Annotated in this window: 14 protein-coding genes; 13 read left to right on the top strand and 1 reads right to left on the bottom strand. The window is 64.7% G+C overall.

Annotated features, from left to right (window positions below; translation table 11 throughout):
* The first annotated feature begins 25 nt into the window (after positions 1–25).
* On the top strand, positions 26–2098 hold the full coding sequence (locus tag EKH55_RS15760; RefSeq protein ID WP_151611792.1) for a M3 family metallopeptidase: 2073 nt from the start codon (positions 26–28) through the stop codon (positions 2096–2098).
* A 245-nt stretch (positions 2099–2343) separates the two neighbouring features.
* Here EKH55_RS15760 and EKH55_RS15755 read toward each other — a convergent pair whose 3' ends face one another.
* Positions 2344–3516, bottom strand: coding sequence for a dihydrodipicolinate synthase family protein (locus tag EKH55_RS15755; RefSeq protein ID WP_069458981.1), 1173 nt, complete (start codon positions 3514–3516; stop codon positions 2344–2346).
* Positions 3517–3828: 312 nt separating this feature from the next.
* Here EKH55_RS15755 and EKH55_RS15750 point away from each other — a divergent pair, with 312 nt between their 5' ends.
* The 12 genes from EKH55_RS15750 to EKH55_RS15695 all read left to right on the top strand — a co-directional run bounded on the left by EKH55_RS15750 (position 3829) and on the right by EKH55_RS15695 (position 18357).
* On the top strand, positions 3829–4872 hold the full coding sequence (locus tag EKH55_RS15750; protein ID WP_151611791.1) for a LacI family DNA-binding transcriptional regulator: 1044 nt from the start codon (positions 3829–3831) through the stop codon (positions 4870–4872).
* Positions 4869–5870 carry a Gfo/Idh/MocA family protein gene (locus tag EKH55_RS15745; protein WP_151611790.1) on the top strand — a complete coding sequence of 334 codons (1002 nt, stop codon included), beginning with the start codon at positions 4869–4871 and terminating at the stop codon, positions 5868–5870. Before EKH55_RS15750 ends, EKH55_RS15745 begins: the two co-directional genes overlap by 4 nt.
* Before the next feature lie 4 nt (positions 5871–5874).
* Positions 5875–7509, top strand: a complete 1635-nt coding sequence (locus EKH55_RS15740; RefSeq protein WP_069458850.1) for an acyl CoA:acetate/3-ketoacid CoA transferase — start codon at positions 5875–5877, stop codon at positions 7507–7509.
* Positions 7502–8281 carry an enoyl-CoA hydratase/isomerase family protein gene (locus tag EKH55_RS15735; protein ID WP_069458849.1) on the top strand — a complete coding sequence of 260 codons (780 nt, stop codon included), beginning with the start codon at positions 7502–7504 and terminating at the stop codon, positions 8279–8281. The genes EKH55_RS15740 and EKH55_RS15735 overlap by 8 nt, the downstream gene beginning before the upstream one ends.
* Complete coding sequence (locus EKH55_RS15730; RefSeq protein ID WP_151611789.1) at positions 8281–9789, top strand: aldehyde dehydrogenase family protein; 1509 nt, start codon at positions 8281–8283, stop codon at positions 9787–9789. Before EKH55_RS15735 ends, EKH55_RS15730 begins: the two co-directional genes overlap by 1 nt.
* 197 nt (positions 9790–9986) lie before the next feature.
* Complete coding sequence (locus EKH55_RS15725; RefSeq protein ID WP_069458847.1) at positions 9987–11231, top strand: ABC transporter substrate-binding protein; 1245 nt, start codon at positions 9987–9989, stop codon at positions 11229–11231.
* 230 nt (positions 11232–11461) lie between these two features.
* Positions 11462–12340: a carbohydrate ABC transporter permease gene (locus EKH55_RS15720; protein ID WP_069458846.1), complete on the top strand. Its 879-nt coding sequence runs from the start codon at positions 11462–11464 to the stop codon at positions 12338–12340.
* On the top strand, positions 12340–13221 hold the full coding sequence (locus EKH55_RS15715) for a carbohydrate ABC transporter permease (protein ID WP_151611788.1): 882 nt from the start codon (positions 12340–12342) through the stop codon (positions 13219–13221). The genes EKH55_RS15720 and EKH55_RS15715 overlap by 1 nt, the downstream gene beginning before the upstream one ends.
* Positions 13222–13225: 4 nt before the next feature.
* Complete coding sequence (locus EKH55_RS15710) at positions 13226–14338, top strand: ABC transporter ATP-binding protein (RefSeq protein WP_069458844.1); 1113 nt, start codon at positions 13226–13228, stop codon at positions 14336–14338.
* Positions 14335–15855 carry a GMC oxidoreductase gene (locus EKH55_RS15705; RefSeq protein WP_151611787.1) on the top strand — a complete coding sequence of 507 codons (1521 nt, stop codon included), beginning with the start codon at positions 14335–14337 and terminating at the stop codon, positions 15853–15855. Before EKH55_RS15710 ends, EKH55_RS15705 begins: the two co-directional genes overlap by 4 nt.
* Positions 15852–16625, top strand: a complete 774-nt coding sequence (locus EKH55_RS15700) for a 3-ketoacyl-ACP reductase (protein WP_069458842.1) — start codon at positions 15852–15854, stop codon at positions 16623–16625. Before EKH55_RS15705 ends, EKH55_RS15700 begins: the two co-directional genes overlap by 4 nt.
* A 76-nt stretch (positions 16626–16701) precedes the next feature.
* On the top strand, positions 16702–18357 hold the full coding sequence (locus EKH55_RS15695; RefSeq protein WP_151611786.1) for a GMC family oxidoreductase: 1656 nt from the start codon (positions 16702–16704) through the stop codon (positions 18355–18357).
* Positions 18358–18502 lie beyond the last annotated feature (145 nt).

The raw sequence follows: 18502 nt of genomic DNA, 5'->3' as shown, positions 1-18502 counted from the left end.
GGTCCCGCATGTGAAAGGAATCTTCATGGCCGCCAACGCTTCGCTCAATCCCGCCCTCGTGAACTGGACCGGACACGAGGGCCTGCCACGGTTCGAGGCGATCATGGACGAGGATTTCGGACCCGCTTTCGATGCGGCGCTCGCGAGCCACGAGGCGGAGATCGAAGCAATCGCCAACAATCCGGAGCCGCCGACCTTCGAGAACACCGTCGTCGCGCTGGAGATTGCCGGAGATGAACTTTCGCGCGTCTCGGCGCTCTTCTGGAACAAGGCGGGCGCCCACACCAATGACGTGATCCAGGCGCTCGAGCGCGAAATCGCGCCGAAGATGTCGCGGCACTATTCGAAGATCGGCACGAATCCCGTGCTCTTCGCCCGCATCGATGCGCTCTGGGAGAGGCGCGAGCAACTGGGGCTCGACCTCGAGGCGACGCGTGTCCTCGAGCGCCACTGGAAGGGTTTCGTCAAATCCGGGGCGAAGCTCGACAGGCCCGATCAGGAGCGCCTTGCCGCAATCAACGAGAGGCTTGCCGGACTCGGAGCGAGGTTCGGCCAGAACGTGCTCGGGGACGAGAAGCTGTGGGCGCTGATGCTTGCGAGCGAGGAGGAACTGGCGGGCCTGCCGGATTTCCTCCGGGACGCCATGGCGGCGGCGGCGCGCGACCGGGGAGAGGACGGCAAATATGCGGTGACGTTGTCGCGCTCGATCATCGAGCCTTTCCTGACCTTCTCGGACAATCGTGACCTGCGCGAGCAGGCGTTCAAGGCCTGGATCGCCCGCGGCGAAAATGGCGGCGATACCGATAACCGCGCCATAATCGCCGAGACGCTGTCACTCCGGGCGGAAAAGGCGAGGCTGCTCGGCTACGAGAATTACGCGGCGTTGAAGCTGGACGACACCATGGCGAAGACGCCCGAGACGGTGAACGGCCTCCTGATGCAGGTCTGGGAGAAGGCGGCCGCACGCGCCCGCGAGGAAGAGGCGGAGCTTGCGAAGCTCATCGCCGCCGAAGGACGAAACCACGAGGTCATGCCCTGGGATTGGCGGCACTATGCCGAAAAGCTGAGGGCCCGGACATTCAGCTTCTCGGAAAGCGAACTGAAGCCCTATCTGCAACTCGAGAAGATCATCGACGCCTGTTTCGCCGTCGCTCATCGCCTGTTCGGTATCACGGCCACGGAGAAGAAGGGCCTCGCCGCCTATCACCCGGATGTCCGCGTTTTCGAGATCCGCGATGTCCAGGGCAAGCTGGTTGCGCTGTTCCTTGGCGACTATTTCGCCCGCTCCTCCAAGCGATCCGGCGCCTGGATGAGCTCGTTCCAGTCGCAGCACAAGCTTCGGCTCAAGAACGGCACGACCGGCGAAATCCCGATCATCTACAATGTCTGCAATTTCGCGAAGCCCGCCGACGGCAAGCCGGCGCTGCTTTCGCTCGACGACGCCCGCACGCTGTTCCACGAGTTCGGGCACGCGTTGCACGGCATGCTCTCCAACGTCACCTATCCGTCCGTGTCCGGCACCGGCGTTTCGCGCGATTTCGTCGAATTGCCGTCGCAGCTCTATGAGCACTGGCTGACCGTGCCGGACATCCTCAAAACCTATGCCGTGCACTACCGGACCGGCGAGCCGATGCCCGAGGCGCTGCTCGAAAAAGTACTCGCCGCCCGGACTTTCAATTCCGGCTTCGCGACGGTGGAATTCACCTCGTCGGCGCTCGTGGACATGGCCTATCACACGGCGGAGGCGGGCTCGGACCCGTTGGCGCTGGAGGCGGCGACGCTCGAAAGGATCGGCATGCCGACGTCGATCGTCATGCGCCATCGCAGCCCGCATTTCCTGCATGTCTTTTCAGGCGACGGCTATTCCGCCGGCTACTATTCCTACATGTGGTCGGAGGTGCTCGACGCCGACGCCTTCGCCGCCTTCGAGGAAGCCGGCGACCCCTTCGATCCGGAAATGGCGGCCAGACTCAAGGCCCACATCTATTCCATCGGCGGCGCGATCGACCCGGAAGATGCCTACAAGGCCTTCCGTGGCAAGCTGCCGAGTCCGGACGCGATGCTGGCGAAGAGGGGACTGGCGGCGCCGGTACTCTGAAGAGGCGGGACGCGCCAAACGCTTGCCCCTCCCCAACCCCTCCCCACAGCCCCCCACAGGTGGGAAGGGCTCTTTCGGCGGCACCGTTTCCCCAAATCTCGCCTGTTGCGACAGACGCTAAGGGTAATGGGGATCGCAGGCGATCGCCGCGGACTCCAAGCCCCTCCCACCTGAGGGGAAGAATTGGGGAGGGTGTATCCCACTGTAGGAGCCGGCGTGTAGGGCCATACGCTGGCCCCCGCGCGCTATACCCCCTGCTCCACCCCCAGCACCGCAAGCAGATGGCGCATTCTCCCCACCGCGAGTTCTGGCTGGTCGAGCACGTTGGCCTGGTCGGCGAGGCGGAAGATATCCGCATAGTGCAGCACACCGCGGGCGGATTGCAGGCCGGCCGGCATGGTGAAATGGCGCTGGTGGCCGTTGAGCCAGGCCAGAAACACGACGCCGGCCTTGTAATATTGCGTCGGCGCCTCGAAGATCTTGCGCGACAACGGTACGGTCGGCGCGATCACGCCGCGGAAGGTCGCGAGATCGCCGGCCGCAAGCGCTGCAAGGGCCTTTGAGGCCGAGGGCGCGACGGCGTCGAAGATGCCGAGCAGGGCGTGGCTGCATTTCTCGCCGTCACCCTCGATCAGTTCCGCATAATTGAAGTCGTCGCCGGTGAAGCAGAGCACGCCCTCCGGCAGGCCGTTGCGAAGCTTTACTTCCTTGCGATTGTCGAGCAGCGAAATCTTGATTCCTTCGACTTTGGCGCTGTTCTCGCGAATGATGGAGAGCACCGTTTCCAGCGCCTCCTCGAAATTCGTCGAGCCCCAATAGCCCTCGAGCTGCGGGTCGAACATGTCGCCCAGCCAATGCAGCACCACCTTGTCCCTCGCCTGGGACAGGATGCGGCCGTAGACGTGGCGGTAGTCGTCTGCGGAGCGCGCGACGCTGGCGAGCGCCCGGCTCGCCATCATGATCGCCCGCCCGCCCTCGGCCTCGACGAAGCCGATCTGCTCCTCGTAGGACGCGATGACGTCCTCGACGGAGCGCGCCTCCGCGGGGGAGAGCTGGTCCGTGCCGGCGCCGCAGGCAAGGTCGGCGCCGGGGACGCCGCGCGCCTCCGCAAGCGAACGGCGGATCAGCTCCTGCGCGCCCGCCCAGGAAAGCCCCATGCCGCGCTGGGCGGTATCCATCGCCTCGGCGATCTTGAAGCCGAGGCTCCAGAGGTGACGGCGGAAGGCCATGGTCGCCTCCCAATCGATCGCCGGATGCCCCCAGGGATCGGCGTCCGCGAGCGGATCGGAGACGACATGGGCGGCCGCATAGGCGATGCGGCTGAAGCTTGGTGCCGCCGCGGGTCGGGCGATCGGCGTTCCGCGCAGCCGGTATTCTTCAAGCGAGCCGTCCCGGTTCGGCAGCAGCAGGCTGGTCATCGGCATTGATCCTCCTCAGGTTTGCGGAAGGAGTAATTTAGATCGTTCCAAAAGACAAGGTAGAAAATTCGAGCCTGCGCGGGATCGCGTCATGGTTCTTGTGCCGGCCCAGGCGGCGCTTCGCGGCTGGGCCAGAGAGCAAACCTATGAAATTGCAAGTCTTTATTGATCAATGCCTTCCCCTTAGCCCATGGCGCAACCGCCTTAGCGACTCCATCGCCGGTAAAAAAATGTGAACGAATCCCCCTTGACGACATTGGAACGATCCAATTATGTAGCATCCAGAAATGAAAAACTGGTGAGGAGGCATTCATGGCAAGGGAGCGGGTGACGGTCGTCGACATTGCGCGCGCCGCCGGTGTGTCGAAGTCGACCGTGTCGCTCGTCTTGCAGGGCAGCCCGCTCGTCAATGAAGTGACGCGAGCGAAGGTGAATGCCACCATTCGCGAACTCGGCTATGTCTACAATCGCAGCGCCGCCAATCTGCGCCAGGCGAAATCGAAGATCATCGGCATCGTCGTCAATGATCTCACCAACAGCTTCTTTGCGGAGCTTGCCGTCGGAGTCGATTCGGTCGTGCAGTCCGCGGGCTTCGTGCAGTTCCTTGCCAACACTGGAGAGAAAATTGAACGCCAACGCGAGGTCGTCGCCTCGATGCGCGAGCATGGCGTCTCCGGTTTGATCATTTCGCCGTCTCGAGGCACGACGGCCGCCGATCTCGCACCGCTCGTCGCCAGCGGCATTCCCGTCGTGCTCGTCGTTCGCGACATTGCGGGCGCCGGGGTTTCGTCGCTGACCTCCGACAATCATGCTGGCGCCGTTGCGGCAGTCCGCCATCTGGTCGAGCGCGGTCACCGCCGCATCGCCTTTCTCGGCGGCTTTGCCGATACGGCCGTCTTCGAGGCGCGCATGCGCGGCTACCGCGATGCCCTTGGCGAGGCGGGATTGGATGTGCCGGAGGAACTCGTCATCGGTTCGGCGCCGTCGCGCGCCGGCGGGGTCACCGCCATCGAACAGGCGATGATGCTGAAGGAGCGGCCGACGGCTGCACTCTGCTTCAATGACGCGGTCGCCTTCGGCGTCTGCGACGGGCTCAGAGCGCGGCGGCTCGAGCCGGGCGCGGATTTCGCCGTGATCGGTTTCGACGACGTCATCGAGGCGAAGACGGCGGTGCCGGCGCTGACCACGGTCTCGGTCGATCCGCAGGGCATGGGCGAGCGTGCGGCGGAATTGCTGTTGAAGCAGATCGGTGCGGGCCAAGCGGACGCGCAAGCGATCGTCAGTCCGGTGCGGCTCGTCGTCCGCCAAAGCTGCGGTGCGCCGATCGACCACAAGGTAAAGGAGGTTTCGCCATGATTGGCTGGGGACTGATCGGCGCGAGCACGATCGCGCGCGAGTGGGTGATCGGCGCCATCCGTGCGGCCGGCGGCGACGTCGTCTCGGTGATGAGTTCGAGCGCCGAACGCGGCGCCACTTACGCCCAGGAAAACGGCATCGCCAAGTCGGTCGCCAGCGTCGATGAGCTGGTCGGCGATCCGGACATCCAGGCGGTCTATATTTCGACGACCAACGAATTGCATCGCGAGCAGGCGCTCGCAGCAATCCGAGCCGGCAAGCACGTGCTCTGCGAGAAGCCGCTGGCCCTCACCCTCAACGACGCCTGCGAAATGGTGCTGAAGGCCTGCGAGGCCGGCGTCGTGCTCGGCACCAATCACCACCTGCGCAATGCGGCCACCCACCGCGCAATGCGCGAGGCGATCGCCGCCGGCCGGATCGGCAGGCCGATCGCGGCGCGCGTCTTTCACGCGGTTTATCTGCCGCCACATCTGCAGGGCTGGCGGCTCGACAGACCGGAGGCGGGCGGCGGCGTCATCCTCGATATCACCGTCCATGACGCCGACACGCTGCGCTTCGTGCTCGACGATGACCCCATCGAGGCGGTGGCGATCAGCCACAGCGCTGGTCTCAGCAAGGAGGGGCTCGAGGACGGCGTAATGGGCGTCCTGCGCTTCCGCTCCGGCGTCATCGCCCAGTTCCACGACGCCTTCACGACGAAATATGCGGAGACCGGCCTGGAGGTCCACGGCACGGATGGCTCTCTCATCGGGCGCAACGTGATGACGCAGCGCCCGGTCGGCACCGTCACTTTGCGCAATGAAGACGGTGAATTCGACCTGCCGCTCGACCACTCCAATCTCTATGAGACGGCGCTTCAGGCCTTTCATGCCGCCATCGAAGGGAAGGGCAGCCCTTCGGCGACAGGCGAGGACGGCGTCTGGTCGCTTGCGGCCGGCCTCGCGGTTGCAAAGTCCGCCGCCAGCGGCATGGCGGTGCAGATCGAAACGGGGCTTTGAGCGCATGCGGTCGACACCAGCACTTTCCAGCAAGCACATCAGCCCGGCCGAAGCGGCGGCCCTCATTCCGGACGGCGCGGTCGTTTCCGTCTCCTCCTCGAGCGGGCTTGGCTGCCCGGACCTGATGCTGAAGGCGATCGGCGAGCGCTTCGACGCGACCGGCCACCCGCGGGATCTGACAACCCTGCATCCGATCGCCGCCGGCGACATGAGCGGCATCAAGGGGGTCGACCACATTGCCAGGAAGGATCTGCTCAAGCGGATCATTGGCGGCTCCTACCCATCCGGGCCGTCGAGTGCGGAGCCGCCGCTGATCTGGCAGATGATCGGCGCCAACGACGTCGCCGCCTATAACATCCCCTCCGGCATCCTCTTCGACATGCATCGCGAGGCGGCGGCCAGGCGACCGGGGGTGATGACCAAGGTCGGGCTCGACACCTTCGTCGATCCGTCGCGCGAAGGCTGTGCCATGAATGCGGCGGCCGCCGCCGAGCCGGTCGTGAAGAAGATTTCCTTCGAGGGCGAGGACTGGCTCTATTTCAAGGCGATCGCCCCTGAGGTCGCGATCATCCGCGCGACCACGGCGGACGAGCGCGGCAATCTCACCTATGAACATGAAGGCGCTTATCTCGGCGGTCTCGACCAGGCGCTTGCCGCCCGCAACAATGGTGGAATCGTCATTGCCCAGGTGAAGCGCCTCGCAAGGGAGGGTTCGCTCAAGCCCCATGACGTGCGCGTTCCCGGCGTGCTCGTCGACTATATCGTCGTCGATCCCGAACAGAAGCAGACGACGCAGACGCTCTACGACCCGGCGATTTCCGGCGAGATCTTCCGCCCGCTCGACAGCTTCCGCCTGCCGGAATTCAACATTCAGAAGGTGATCGCGCGTCGCGTCGCGCAGGAGCTCGAGGCCGGAAGTGCCGTCAATCTCGGCTTCGGCATCTCCGCCAACGTCCCGCGGATCCTCCTTGAAGAAGGGTTGCACGGGGCCGTGACCTGGGTGATCGAGCAGGGCGCGGTCGGCGGCGTTCCGCTTCTCGATTTCGCCTTCGGCTGCGCCGCGAATGCCGACGCGTTCATGCCGTCGCCGCATCAGTTCACCTACTTCCAGGGGGCGGGCTTCGATGCTTCGCTGCTGTCCTTCCTGGAAATCGACCGAACGGGCTCGGTCAATGTCTCGAAGCTCAGCTTCCGGCCGCATGTGACGGCGGGGGCAGGGGGCTTCGTCGACATCACCGCGCGTGCCAGAAAGATCGTTTTTTCCGGCATGTTCAATGCCGGCGCCCGGCTCGCGGTCGCCGACGGGCGGCTCGTCATCGAGAAGGAAGGCAAGCTCAAGAAGCTCGTCGATCGCGTCGAGCATGTCACCTTCTCCGGCCGGCGGGCCATCGAGCAGGGGCAGGACGTGACCTATGTCACCGAGCGCGCGGTGATGAAGCTGACGCCGGAAGGAATCATGCTCACGGAGATTGCGCCGGGCGTCGATCTTCAGGAGCATGTTCTCGGGCAGTCCGAATTTCCGCTTCTCGTTTCCGACGGGCTGAAGGTTATGGATGCGGCGCTGTTTCAGGAGGCGCCGATCGGGCTCAGCTTGCCGGCCAAGCCGCGGCGGACGATTGTGGGAGGCGCCGATGGCTGACGACCGGATTCGCGTCGAAGTCGACGGTGCGATTGCGATCCTGACGATCGCGCGGCCGGAAAGGCTCAATGCCTTCGACCTCGACATGCTGAAGGCGCTCGCCGCCGCCTGCGACAGGGTCGAGGCGGATCGTGCCGTGCGCGTCGCGATCTTGACCGGCGAGGGCAAGGCCTTCTCTGCCGGCGGCGACATAAAGGCCTGGGGCGCCATGGAGCCGCAGGCATTCGGCCACGATTGGGTACGCTTTGGCCATCGGGTCTTCGAGCGGCTGGCAACGCTGCGCGTGCCGGTGATCGCGGCGCTCAACGGCCATGCGCTCGGCGGCGGGCTGGAACTCGCGGCGGCCGCGGATATCCGGATCGCCGAGAAACACGTGAAGATCGGCCTGCCGGAGACGAGCCTCGGAATGGTGCCCGGCTGGTCCGGCACGCAGCGCCTCGTCGCCCGATTTGGCGCGCAGATCGTGCGGCGCATGGTCCTCGGCGGTGAGATGTTCTCGGGCGAAGAGGCGAAGGCCGAGGGCCTGGTCGATCTCGTGGTCGAACCGGGAACGGTGATGCGGGAGGCGCGGGACTATGGGGCGCGTGTGGCCTCCCGCGGTCCCGCGGCGCTTGAAGTGTCGAAACTGATGATTGCCTCGGCGAATGGCGAGGACAAGGGCGCCGCGGTCGAGGCGCTGGGCTCGATCCTCGTCGCCAAGACAGGCGACCTCAAGGAAGGCATCGCCGCCTTCGGCGAGAAACGCGAAGCCCGTTTCAAGGGAGAATGGTGATGACGGTTCTGGTGCGGCCGAAGGGGCTCGGCGATTATAAGGTGCGCGAATTCCGCATGCTGATCGACGGCCAATGGGTTGCGGGCGCCGAAGGCCGGACGATTGAACGCGTCGCGCCCGGCCACGGCGTCGTCGTCAGCCGCTATCAGGCGGCGACACGGGCGGATGCGGAACGGGCGATCGCCGCGGCACGGCGCGCCTTCGACGACGGTCCCTGGCCGCGCATGACCGCGGCGGAGCGTTCGCTGATCCTCCTGCGTGCGGCCGACATGATTGCCGCACGTGCAGACGAGCTTGCCTTTCTCGACGCGATCGAATCCGGCAAGCCGATCAGCCAGGCAAAGGGCGAGCTTGCGGGCGCGGCTGACATCTGGCGCTATGCCGCGGCACTCGCCCGCGAGCTTTCCGGCGAAAGCTACAACACGCTCGGCGACGGCACGCTCGGCGTCGTGCTGCGCGAGGCAATCGGCGTCGTCTCGATCGTCACGCCCTGGAATTTCCCCTTCCTGATTGTCAGCCAGAAACTGCCCTTCGCGCTCGCGGCCGGCTGCACCGCCGTCGTGAAGCCATCGGAACTCACCTCGGGCTCGACGCTCGTCCTCGGCGAAATCCTCGAGGCCGCCGGCTTGCCGGCCGGCGTCGTCAACATCATCGTCGGAACCGGGCCGGAGGCGGGCGCGCCGCTCACCAGCCATCCGGAAGTCGACATGGTCTCCTTCACCGGGTCGACGGGGGTCGGCCGGCTCACAATGGCCAATGCCGCCCAGACGCTGAAGAAGGTCTCGCTCGAGCTCGGCGGCAAGAACCCGCAGATCGTCTTCCCCGACGCCAATCTCGAAGAATTCGTCGATGCCGCCGTTTTCGGCGCCTATTTCAACGCAGGCGAATGCTGCAATGCCGGCTCGCGGCTGATCCTGCATCGCGAGATTGCCGAGGAGGTGACGGCACGCATCGCCAGCCTCGCGGCCAAGGTCAAGGTCGGCGATCCCCTCGACCCGGATACTCAGGTCGGAGCGATCATCACGCCTGAACACCTGGAAAAGATTACCGGCTATGTTTCTGCCGCGGCGAATGATGGCGCCACCGTCGCCGGGGGCGGCGCGGCGCTCGAGCTCGGCATGGGGCAGTTCATGGCGCCGACCATCCTCTCGGCCGTGCGGCCGGACATGGCGGTGGCGCGCGAGGAAGTCTTCGGGCCGGTCCTCTCGGTGCTTACTTTCGAGACTATGGAAGAGGCGATCCGCATTGCCAACTCGATCGATTACGGGCTCTCGGCCGCTGTCTGGAGCCGTGGCTTCGATACGTGCCTGACGGTCGGGCGGCGGGTGCGCGCCGGTACGGTCTGGATGAACACCTTCATGGATGGCGCTGCGGAACTGCCCTTCGGCGGCTACCGGCAGTCGGGTCTCGGCCGTGAACTCGGGCGCCATGCGGTCGAGGACTACACGGAAACGAAGACGCTCAACATGCATATCGGCGAGCGTACCAACTGGTGGATGCCGCGCTAGATGGGGAGACGCCTGCTGGAAGATGGTCCGGCTAAGGGTGAAGTCGTCCTGACCGGGGAAAGGGTGTAACATCTTGATTAGGCTTGCGGCAGAAGCCGCGGGCGATGCCGTCCCGCCGGAAACGAGCGGGGGCGGCAAGGAAAGAGTAGGCGGGCGGAGATTCCCCGCTTCGGTAACTTGCAAACGGGAGGAAAACGATGCGCAAGTTGATGACGACGACAGCGGTTGCGGCTTTGATGTTCGCGGCGACCGCCGCGCGTGCAGCCGAGAATGTGGAAGTGCTGCACTGGTGGACGTCCGGCGGCGAGGCGGCGGCACTCGACGTTCTGAAGAAGGATCTGGAAAGCAAGGGCATCGGCTGGACGGACATGCCGGTCGCCGGCGGCGGCGGCACGGAGGCGATGACGGTATTGCGCGCGCGCGTCACCTCCGGAAACGCGCCGACGGCAGTGCAGATGCTCGGCTTCGACATTCTCGACTGGGCCAAGGAAGGCGCGCTCGGCAATCTCGACGAGGTGGCCGCAAAGGAGGGCTGGGAGAAGGTCATCCCGGGCGCGCTACAGCAGTTCTCGAAATATGACGGCCACTGGATCGCCGCTCCGGTGAACGTCCATTCGACCAACTGGGTGTGGATCAACAAGGCGGCGCTCGACAAGGCCGGGGGCAAGGAGCCGACGACCTGGGAGGAGCTGATCGCACTGCTCGACAATTTCAAGGAGCAGGGCATCACGCCCGTTGCCCATGGCGGCCAGGCTTGGCAGGACGCGACGATCTTCGACGCGGTCGTACTCTCGCTCGGCAACGACTTCTACAAGCAAGCCTTCATCGACCTCGATCCGGCAGCACTCGGCGGCGACAAGATGAAGGAGGCTTTCGACCGGATGACGAAGCTCCGCTCCTATGTGGACGACAACTTCTCCGGCCGCGACTGGAATCTCGCCTCGTCGATGGTGATCGAGGACAAGGCCGGCCTGCAGTTCATGGGCGACTGGGCGAAGGGCGAGTTCCTGAAGGCCGGCAAGAAGCCGGGCGAGGACTTCGTCTGCATCCGCTTCCCCGGAACGCAAGGCTCGGTCACCTTCAACTCCGACCAGTTCGCGATGTTCAAGGTCTCAGAAGAAAAGGTCCCGGCGCAGCTGGCGATGGCCTCGGCGATCGAAAGCCCGACCTTCCAGTCAGCCTTCAACGTGGTCAAGGGTTCGGTACCAGCCCGCACCGACGTTCCGGACACCGATTTCGACGACTGCGGCAAGAAAGGCATCAAGGACCTTGCAGAGGCCAATGCGAACGGCACGCTTTACGGCTCAATGGCGCATGGCCATGCCAATCCGGCCTCCGTCAAGAACGCCATCTATGACGTGGTGACCCGTCACTTCAACGGCGAGATCAACTCGGAGGAAGCGGTCGAGGAGCTCGTCTCGGCTGTCGAGGCGGCGAAGTAGGGGCGGTCACTGCCCCTCATCCGCCTGCCCGTCCTCCGCAGCAGCTGCGGAGGGTGGACCGGCACCTTCTCCCCGCGCGCGGGGAGAAGGACCCGCGGCAAGCTCCAGTGCCCTCGTGTCCCTCAGGTCGCGGGTTGATGCCCGGTGCTCTCTGCACAGTGGAGGAGAGAGCCAGGTGAGGGGTATTCGGGCGGTTTGAACGAAACAATGCGTCAACGGTGGTAACGAACATGGATAGCCGCGCCCGGCTGCAGGAGCTTCTGCCGAAGCTCGTGCTTGCCCCCAGCTTTCTGATAGTCCTGGTCTTCGTCTACGGCTTCATCGTCTATACCGGCTTCCTGTCGATGACGAACAGCCGCATGCTGCCCTCCTATGATTTCGTCGGCTTGAGCAATTATTCGAGGCTCTGGGCCCTGCCACACTGGTGGCGGGCGATCAGCAATCTGGCGATCTTCGCGACCCTCTACATCGCGATCTGCTCGATCCTGGGCCTGGCGCTCGCCATCCTGCTCGACCAGAAGATCCGGGCGGAGGGGCTCCTCAGGCCGATCTATCTCTACCCGATGGCGCTCTCCTTCATCGTCACGGGAACGGCCTGGAAATGGTTCCTCGACCCCGGCATCGGGCTCGAGAACACCATGCACCTCTGGGGCTGGGAGAGTTTCTCATTCGACTGGATCAAGGACCGCAACTTCGCGATCTATTGCGTCGTCATCGCCGCCGTCTGGCAATCGACCGGCTTCATCATGGCGATGTTCCTGGCGGGCCTTCGCGGCGTCGACAACGAGATCATCAAAGCCGCCCAGATCGACGGGGCGACGACGCCGACCATCTATCGGCGCATCATCATTCCGCTGATGCGTCCGGTCTTCCTCTCGGCCTTCGTCGTTCTCGCCCATCTCGCGATCAAGGCCTACGACCTCATCATAGCGCTCACCGGCGGCGGGCCGGGCCAGGCGACAGAACTGCCGGCGACCTTCATGTATTCCTACACTTTCACGCGCAACCAGATGGCGATCGGCGCCTCGTCGGCGATCATCATGATGGTGATGATCTTCTCGATCATCATTCCCTATCTCTATTCCGAAGTTCGGGGAGGAAAACGCTGATGGGCGCTCCCAGTCCAGAAAATGTCATCTCGCACAACCGGCTGACACGGGCGCTGATATACCTGGCGCTGGTCCTCTTCGCGCTCTACTCGCTGCTGCCGCTCTATGTGATGGTCGTGAACTCTCTGAAGCCGCTCGACGAGATCCGCCGCGGCGGCATGCTGAACCTGCCTGAGACCTGGACGATCGAGCCATGGCTTTCCGCCTGGTCGACGGCGCAGATCGGCGTGCAGCCGACCGGCCTTCGCCCGTTCTTCATCAACTCGATCCTGATGGTCGTTCCGGCCGTGGCGATCTCGACCATCATTGGTGCGCTAAACGGCTATGTGCTGACCAAGTGGCGCTTCCCCGGCGCGAACATCTTCTTCGGCATGCTGCTGCTTTCCTGCTTCATCCCGTTCCAGATCGTGCTGATCCCTATGGCGCGGATTCTCGGCATTCTCGGCCTTGCCGGCTCGATCTCCGGGCTGATCCTCGTCCATGTGGTCTACGGCATCGGCTTCACGACGCTCTATTTCCGCAATTACTACGAGGCGTTTCCGACCGAACTGGTGCGTGCGGCGCAGATCGACGGCGCCGGCTTCTTCCAGATCTTCCGGCGCATCATGCTGCCGTCCTCCGGACCGATCATCGTCGTCTCGGTCATCTGGCAGTTCACCAATATCTGGAACGACTTCCTGTTCGGCGCTTCCTTCTCCGGCCCCTTCTCGACCCCGATGACGGTCGCGCTCAACAATCTCGTCAGCTCCTCGACCGGGGTCAAGGAATACAACGTCCACTTCGCCGGCGCGATCCTCGCCGCCCTGCCAACGCTCATCGTCTATATCGTGTCGGGCCGCTACTTCGTTCGCGGGCTGATGTCCGGCGCCGTGAAAGGATAAGCCCATGTCATTCCTGAAGATCAGCAACCTGCGCAAGTCCTACGGCTCGCTCGAGATCCTGAAGGACATCAGCCTCGAGATCGAGGAGGGCGGCTTCCTCGTGCTCGTCGGCCCCTCCGGCTGCGGCAAGTCGACCCTTCTGAACACGATTGCGGGGCTGGAGCCGATCAGCTCCGGCGACATCGCCATCAACGGCCGCTCGGTCTCGGGCCTGCACCCGTCGAAGCGCGACATCGCCATGGTGTTCCAGTCCTACGCGCTCTATCCGAACATGACGGTCGCCGGCAACATTGCCTTCGGCATGGAGATCCGTGGCGTGCCGAAGGAGGAACGCGACAAGGCCATTAAGCAGGTCGCCGACATGCTGCAGATCGGCCACCTGCTCGACCGCAAGCCGAGCCAGCTCTCCGGCGGCCAGCGTCAGCGCGTCGCCATGGGACGGGCGCTCGTGCGCGAACCGCAGGTCTTCCTTTTCGACGAGCCGCTGTCGAACCTCGATGCCAAGCTGCGCGTCGACATGCGCACCGAGATCAAGCGCCTGCACGGCCGCATGAAGACGACGATCGTCTATGTGACGCATGACCAGATCGAGGCGATGACGCTTGCGACCAAGATCGCGGTGCTCAAGGACGGCGTGCTGCAGCAGTTCGGCACGCCGGCGGAGATCTACAATAACCCGGCCAACATGTTCGTCGCCGATTTCATGGGCTCGCCAGCGATGAACCTGCTGAGCGTCCGCGTCGAGACCCAGGGCGCCCAGGTCGCCGTGGCGCTGGAGCGGCCGAATGCCGAACCACTGAGGCTTCCCGTGCCGCATGACGGCGCGCTGTCCGCTTATGCCGGCAGACAGGTCGTCTTCGGTATCCGTCCGGAGGCGCTGACCGATCCGGACGGCGCCGACCGCAATGCGAAGTTCGTCGCCGAAGGCGACTGCCTGATTGAAGTGGTCGAGCCGGCCGGCTCCGACACCTTTGCCGTCACCCGGCTCGGCGGCAAGGAGATCATCGCCCGGCTCCGGGCCGATGCCCGCATCGCCCCCGGCCAGACGTCGCGCCTTGCCTTCAATCTCGACAAGGCGGTCTTCTTCGATCCCGAGAGCGAGAATCGCATCGCATGAGCGCGGCCGCGGTGAGAGAGCCGGATGTCGTCATCATCGGTTCGGGTATCGGCGGCGCCACCGTCGCGGCGGGTCTTGCCCCTTCGGGTGCGGAAATCCTCATCCTGGAAGCGGGTGGCCATATCGAGGACCGGCCGGAAAACCGCGATCAGCGGGCGATCTTCCAGCGCGGCCGATTCCGACCGAAGGAGACTTGGTACGAGGCGGGCGGCCCCGGCTTCAATCCCGGAAACTACTACAATGTCGGCGGCAATTCGAAGTTCTACGGTGCGGTACTCACCCGCTACCGACGTGAGGATTTCGAGGAGATGATCCATCTTGATGGCATCTCGCCGGCGTGGCCTTTTCGATATGAGGAACTCGAGCCGTGGTATGCGAAGGCCGAAGAGCTATACCAGGTGCGCGGGTGCCTCGGCGAGGATCCGACCGAGCCCCCGCACTCGAACGACTATCCACATCGGCCGGTGCCGGACGAGCCGGCAATCGCCAAGGTGCGCGAGCGCTTGCGGGGGCTCGGCCTGCATCCCTATTCGTTGCCGCTCGGGGTCGACATCGATCGTTGGCTCGCCAAGGGCAAAACGCCCTGGGACGCACATCCGAACAGTTTCGACGGAAAGATGGACGCCGAAACCGCGGCGCTGGCGAAGGCGCTCGAATTTCCGAATGTGCGGCTGCAGACCGGATCGCGCGTGACCCGACTTTCCACCGCGCCCGACGGCAAGGCGATCGAGACGGTGCACTATCTAGAGGGCGGTACGGAGCAACGGGTGACGCCGAAAATCGTCGTCCTTTCGGCGGGCGCCGTCCAGTCGGCCGTGCTCCTGTTGCGCTCGGCCGACGAGCGCAATCCCGCCGGTCTCGCCAACCGCTCCGACCAGGTCGGCCGCAATTTCATGAACCACAATTCGAGCGCGGTCATTGCGGTCAGTCCCTGGTACCGCAACGATTCCGTCTACCAGAAGACCTTCGGGCTCAATGATTTCTATCTGTCGGACGGCGGCGGCGGGCCGCCGCTGGGCAATATCCAGCTTCTCGGCCGCGTCTCCGGCGCAATCCTCAAGGCGAATTTGCGTTCGACGCCGGAATGGCTGCTGGACCGGGTTTCAGCCCGCGCCATCGACTTCTACGCCATGAGCGAGGACCTGCCGTCGCCGGAAAGCCGGGTCACGGTCGATGGCGAGCGCATCGTCCTGCAATGGGTGCGCACCAACTGGCAGGCGCATCTGAAGCTCGTCGCCAAGCTCAAGGCCGTGCTCCGGCAGGCAGGTTTTCCGGTCGTGCTGGCGCGCGCCTTCGACAAGCGCACGCCATCGCATCAATGCGGAACGGTCCGGATCGGTAATGATCCGGAAAAGGCGCCGCTCGACACCTACTGCCGCGCCTTCGATCATCCCAATCTTTTCGTCGTCGATGCCGGCTTCCTGCCGACTTCAGCGGCTGTCAATCCGGCGCTGACGGTCGCCGCCCAGGCGTTGCGCGTCGCCGATCATATCGCCAGGGAGGAGATCCGGTCATGACGGAAGCGGCACGTCCGATCGCGATCGTCACCGGCGGCCGGCGCGGCATAGGGCTCGGCATCGCCCGCGCGCTGGCGGCAAGCGGCTTCGACATCGCCATTACCGGCATCGGCGATGCGGAGGGGGTCGACCCGGCGATTGCCGATCTCGAGGCGCTCGGGGCGCGCGCGATCTTCCTGCGGGCGGATCTCGCCGATATCGGAACCCATCACGCGACCGTCGACGCAGTGGTCGATGCGTTCGGCCGGATCGATTGCCTCGTCAACAATGCCGGCATCGCCTCCGTCGTGCGCGGCGATTTCCTCGACTTGAGGCCTGAGAATTTCGACGCGATCATCGGCGTCAATCTGCGTGGCACCGTCTTCTTCACCCAGGCGGTCGTGAAGGCGATGCTTGCCGCGCAAGCCGTCGCGCCGCGTTCGATCGTCAACATAACCTCGGTGTCGGCGGCGATGAGCTCGCCGGAACGGCTCGACTATTGCATGAGCAAGGCGGGACTCGCCGCCTTCAGCCAGGGGCTGGCGCTGCGGCTTGCCGAGACCGGCATCGCCGTCTTCGAGGTCCGCCCCGGCATCATCCGCTCCGACATGACGGCAACGGTTTCCGCCAAATACGACGGCCTGATTGCCGGCGGCCTGGTGCCGATGCGGCGCTGGGGCGAGCCGGACGATATCGGCAATATCGTTGCCGGGCTCGCAAGCGGCAGGTTCGGCTTCGCCACCGGCTCGGTGATCCAGGCGGATGGCGGGTTGTCGATCGGACGGCTGTGAGGGGCAGCCAAGCGGCCAAGCTGCAATGAACCTAAATGATCGCGCGCGGCAAGCGCGGAGCTTGAGGACGAATTGAATGCGCTACGACTACATCATCACTGGTGCCGGACCTGCCGGCTGCGTGCTGGCCAACCGCTTGAGCGAGGATCCGACGGTCAAGGTGCTGCTCCTCGAGGCCGGCGGCGGCGACTGGAACCCGCTGTTCCACATGCCGGCGGGCTTTGCGAAGATGACCAAGGGCGTGGCGAGTTGGGGCTGGCAAACGGTGCCGCAAAAGCACATGAACGGCAGAGTGCTGCGCTACACCCAGGCGAAAGTGATCGGTGGCGGCTCGTCGATCAATGCGCAGCTCTATACGCGCGGCAACGCGGTCGACTACGATCGCTGGGCAAGCGAGGACGGTTGCAGCGGCTGGGACTATCGCAGCGTGCTCCCCTATTTCAAGCGCGCCGAGGACAATGAGCGCTTTGCCGACGATTACCATGCCTATGGCGGGCCGCTCGGCGTGTCGATGCCGGTCTCGGCGCTGCCGATCTGCGAGGCCTATATCCGCGCCGGCCAGGAGCTCGGCATCCCCTACAATCCTGATTTCAATGGCAGCCGGCAGGCGGGGATCGGCTTCTACCAACTGACCCAGCGTAATCGCCGGCGCTCCTCGGCTTCGCTCGCCTACCTGGCGCCGATCAAGGAACGGAAGAACCTGACGGTGCGCACGGGTGCCCGGGTCGCTCGCGTTCTGCTCGAAGGCCGGCGCGCAGTCGGCGTCGAAGTCCTGATGGACAAGGGCATCGAAACCATCCGGGCCGAGCGCGAGGTGCTCGTCACCTCGGGCGCTATCGGATCGCCGAAGCTGCTTCTGCAATCCGGCATCGGCCCGGCCGATCACCTGCGCTCGGTCGGCGTTGAGGTGCGGCACGATCTCCCCGGCGTCGGCGGCAATCTCCAGGACCACCTCGACCTGTTCGTCATCTCAGAATGCACCGGCGACCACACCTATGACAGTGTGGCGAAGCTGCACCGCACTCTTTGGGCCGGGCTGCAATATGTGCTGTTCCGCACCGGTCCCGTCGCCTCTTCGCTCTTCGAGACCGGCGGCTTCTGGTATGCGGACCCGGACGCCCGCTCGCCGGATATCCAGTTTCATCTCGGCCTCGGCTCGGGCATTGAGGCGGGCGTCGCCCGGCTCAGGAATGCCGGCGTCACCCTCAATTCCGCCTATCTGCATCCGCGCTCGCGCGGCACTGTGCGGCTTTCCTCCGCCGATCCGAACGCGGCACCGCTGATCGACCCAAACTACTGGGAGGATCCGCACGACCGCGAAATGTCCCTCGAGGGCCTCAGGATCGCACGCGAGATCATGCAGCAGCCCGCACTCAAGCCTTTCGTCCTGGCCGAACGGCTGCCGGGGCCGGAGATCGGGACCGAACAGCAGCTCTTCGATTATGGCTGCGCCAACGCCAAGACCGACCATCACCCGGTCGGCACCTGCAAGATGGGGACCGATGCCCTGGCCGTCGTCGATCCCGAGCTCCGGGTCCGTGGGATCGAGGGGCTTCGCGTCTGCGACAGCTCGGTCATGCCGCGGGTGCCCTCCTGCAACACCAACGGCCCGACGATCATGGTGGGCGAGAAGGGGGCAGACATCATCCGCGGGCTGCCGCCGCTGCCGCCGGCGGTATTCCAGCACGAGCGCAACGACACCAGGCCGCGCGCTCGCGCCGAATTGCGCTGAGGGCGGCGGGGCCGCGGCGACGGAGTCGTCTCCATTTTCGGGCTACGGCGCCTACTGCATGTCTCCTTTAATCGACGTCGATTAAAGGGCAAAGACATGCAGCAATTCAAATTGCTACAGCGACCTTTGCACGTCTCATAAGACG

Source organism: Sinorhizobium alkalisoli, from assembly GCF_008932245.1.
Taxonomy (GTDB): Bacteria; Pseudomonadota; Alphaproteobacteria; order Rhizobiales; family Rhizobiaceae; genus Sinorhizobium; species Sinorhizobium alkalisoli.
The sequence above is the reverse complement of the archived record's forward strand: the minus strand, read 5'-3'. Positions and strand labels throughout refer to the sequence as shown.

Bases quoted from the DNA above. Each gene is read 5' to 3' on its own strand.
- EKH55_RS15760 (WP_151611792.1), top strand. From the start codon at position 26: ATGGCCGCCAACGCTTCGCTCAATCCCGCCCTCGTGAACTGGACCGGA.
- EKH55_RS15755 (WP_069458981.1), bottom strand. From the start codon at position 3,516: ATGACCAGCCTGCTGCTGCCGAACCGGGACGGCTCGCTTGAAGAATAC.
- EKH55_RS15750 (WP_151611791.1), top strand. From the start codon at position 3,829: ATGGCAAGGGAGCGGGTGACGGTCGTCGACATTGCGCGCGCCGCCGGT.
- EKH55_RS15745 (WP_151611790.1), top strand. From the start codon at position 4,869: ATGATTGGCTGGGGACTGATCGGCGCGAGCACGATCGCGCGCGAGTGG.
- EKH55_RS15740 (WP_069458850.1), top strand. From the start codon at position 5,875: ATGCGGTCGACACCAGCACTTTCCAGCAAGCACATCAGCCCGGCCGAA.
- EKH55_RS15735 (WP_069458849.1), top strand. From the start codon at position 7,502: ATGGCTGACGACCGGATTCGCGTCGAAGTCGACGGTGCGATTGCGATC.
- EKH55_RS15730 (WP_151611789.1), top strand. From the start codon at position 8,281: ATGACGGTTCTGGTGCGGCCGAAGGGGCTCGGCGATTATAAGGTGCGC.
- EKH55_RS15725 (WP_069458847.1), top strand. From the start codon at position 9,987: ATGCGCAAGTTGATGACGACGACAGCGGTTGCGGCTTTGATGTTCGCG.
- EKH55_RS15720 (WP_069458846.1), top strand. From the start codon at position 11,462: ATGGATAGCCGCGCCCGGCTGCAGGAGCTTCTGCCGAAGCTCGTGCTT.
- EKH55_RS15715 (WP_151611788.1), top strand. From the start codon at position 12,340: ATGGGCGCTCCCAGTCCAGAAAATGTCATCTCGCACAACCGGCTGACA.
- EKH55_RS15710 (WP_069458844.1), top strand. From the start codon at position 13,226: ATGTCATTCCTGAAGATCAGCAACCTGCGCAAGTCCTACGGCTCGCTC.
- EKH55_RS15705 (WP_151611787.1), top strand. From the start codon at position 14,335: ATGAGCGCGGCCGCGGTGAGAGAGCCGGATGTCGTCATCATCGGTTCG.
- EKH55_RS15700 (WP_069458842.1), top strand. From the start codon at position 15,852: ATGACGGAAGCGGCACGTCCGATCGCGATCGTCACCGGCGGCCGGCGC.
- EKH55_RS15695 (WP_151611786.1), top strand. From the start codon at position 16,702: ATGCGCTACGACTACATCATCACTGGTGCCGGACCTGCCGGCTGCGTG.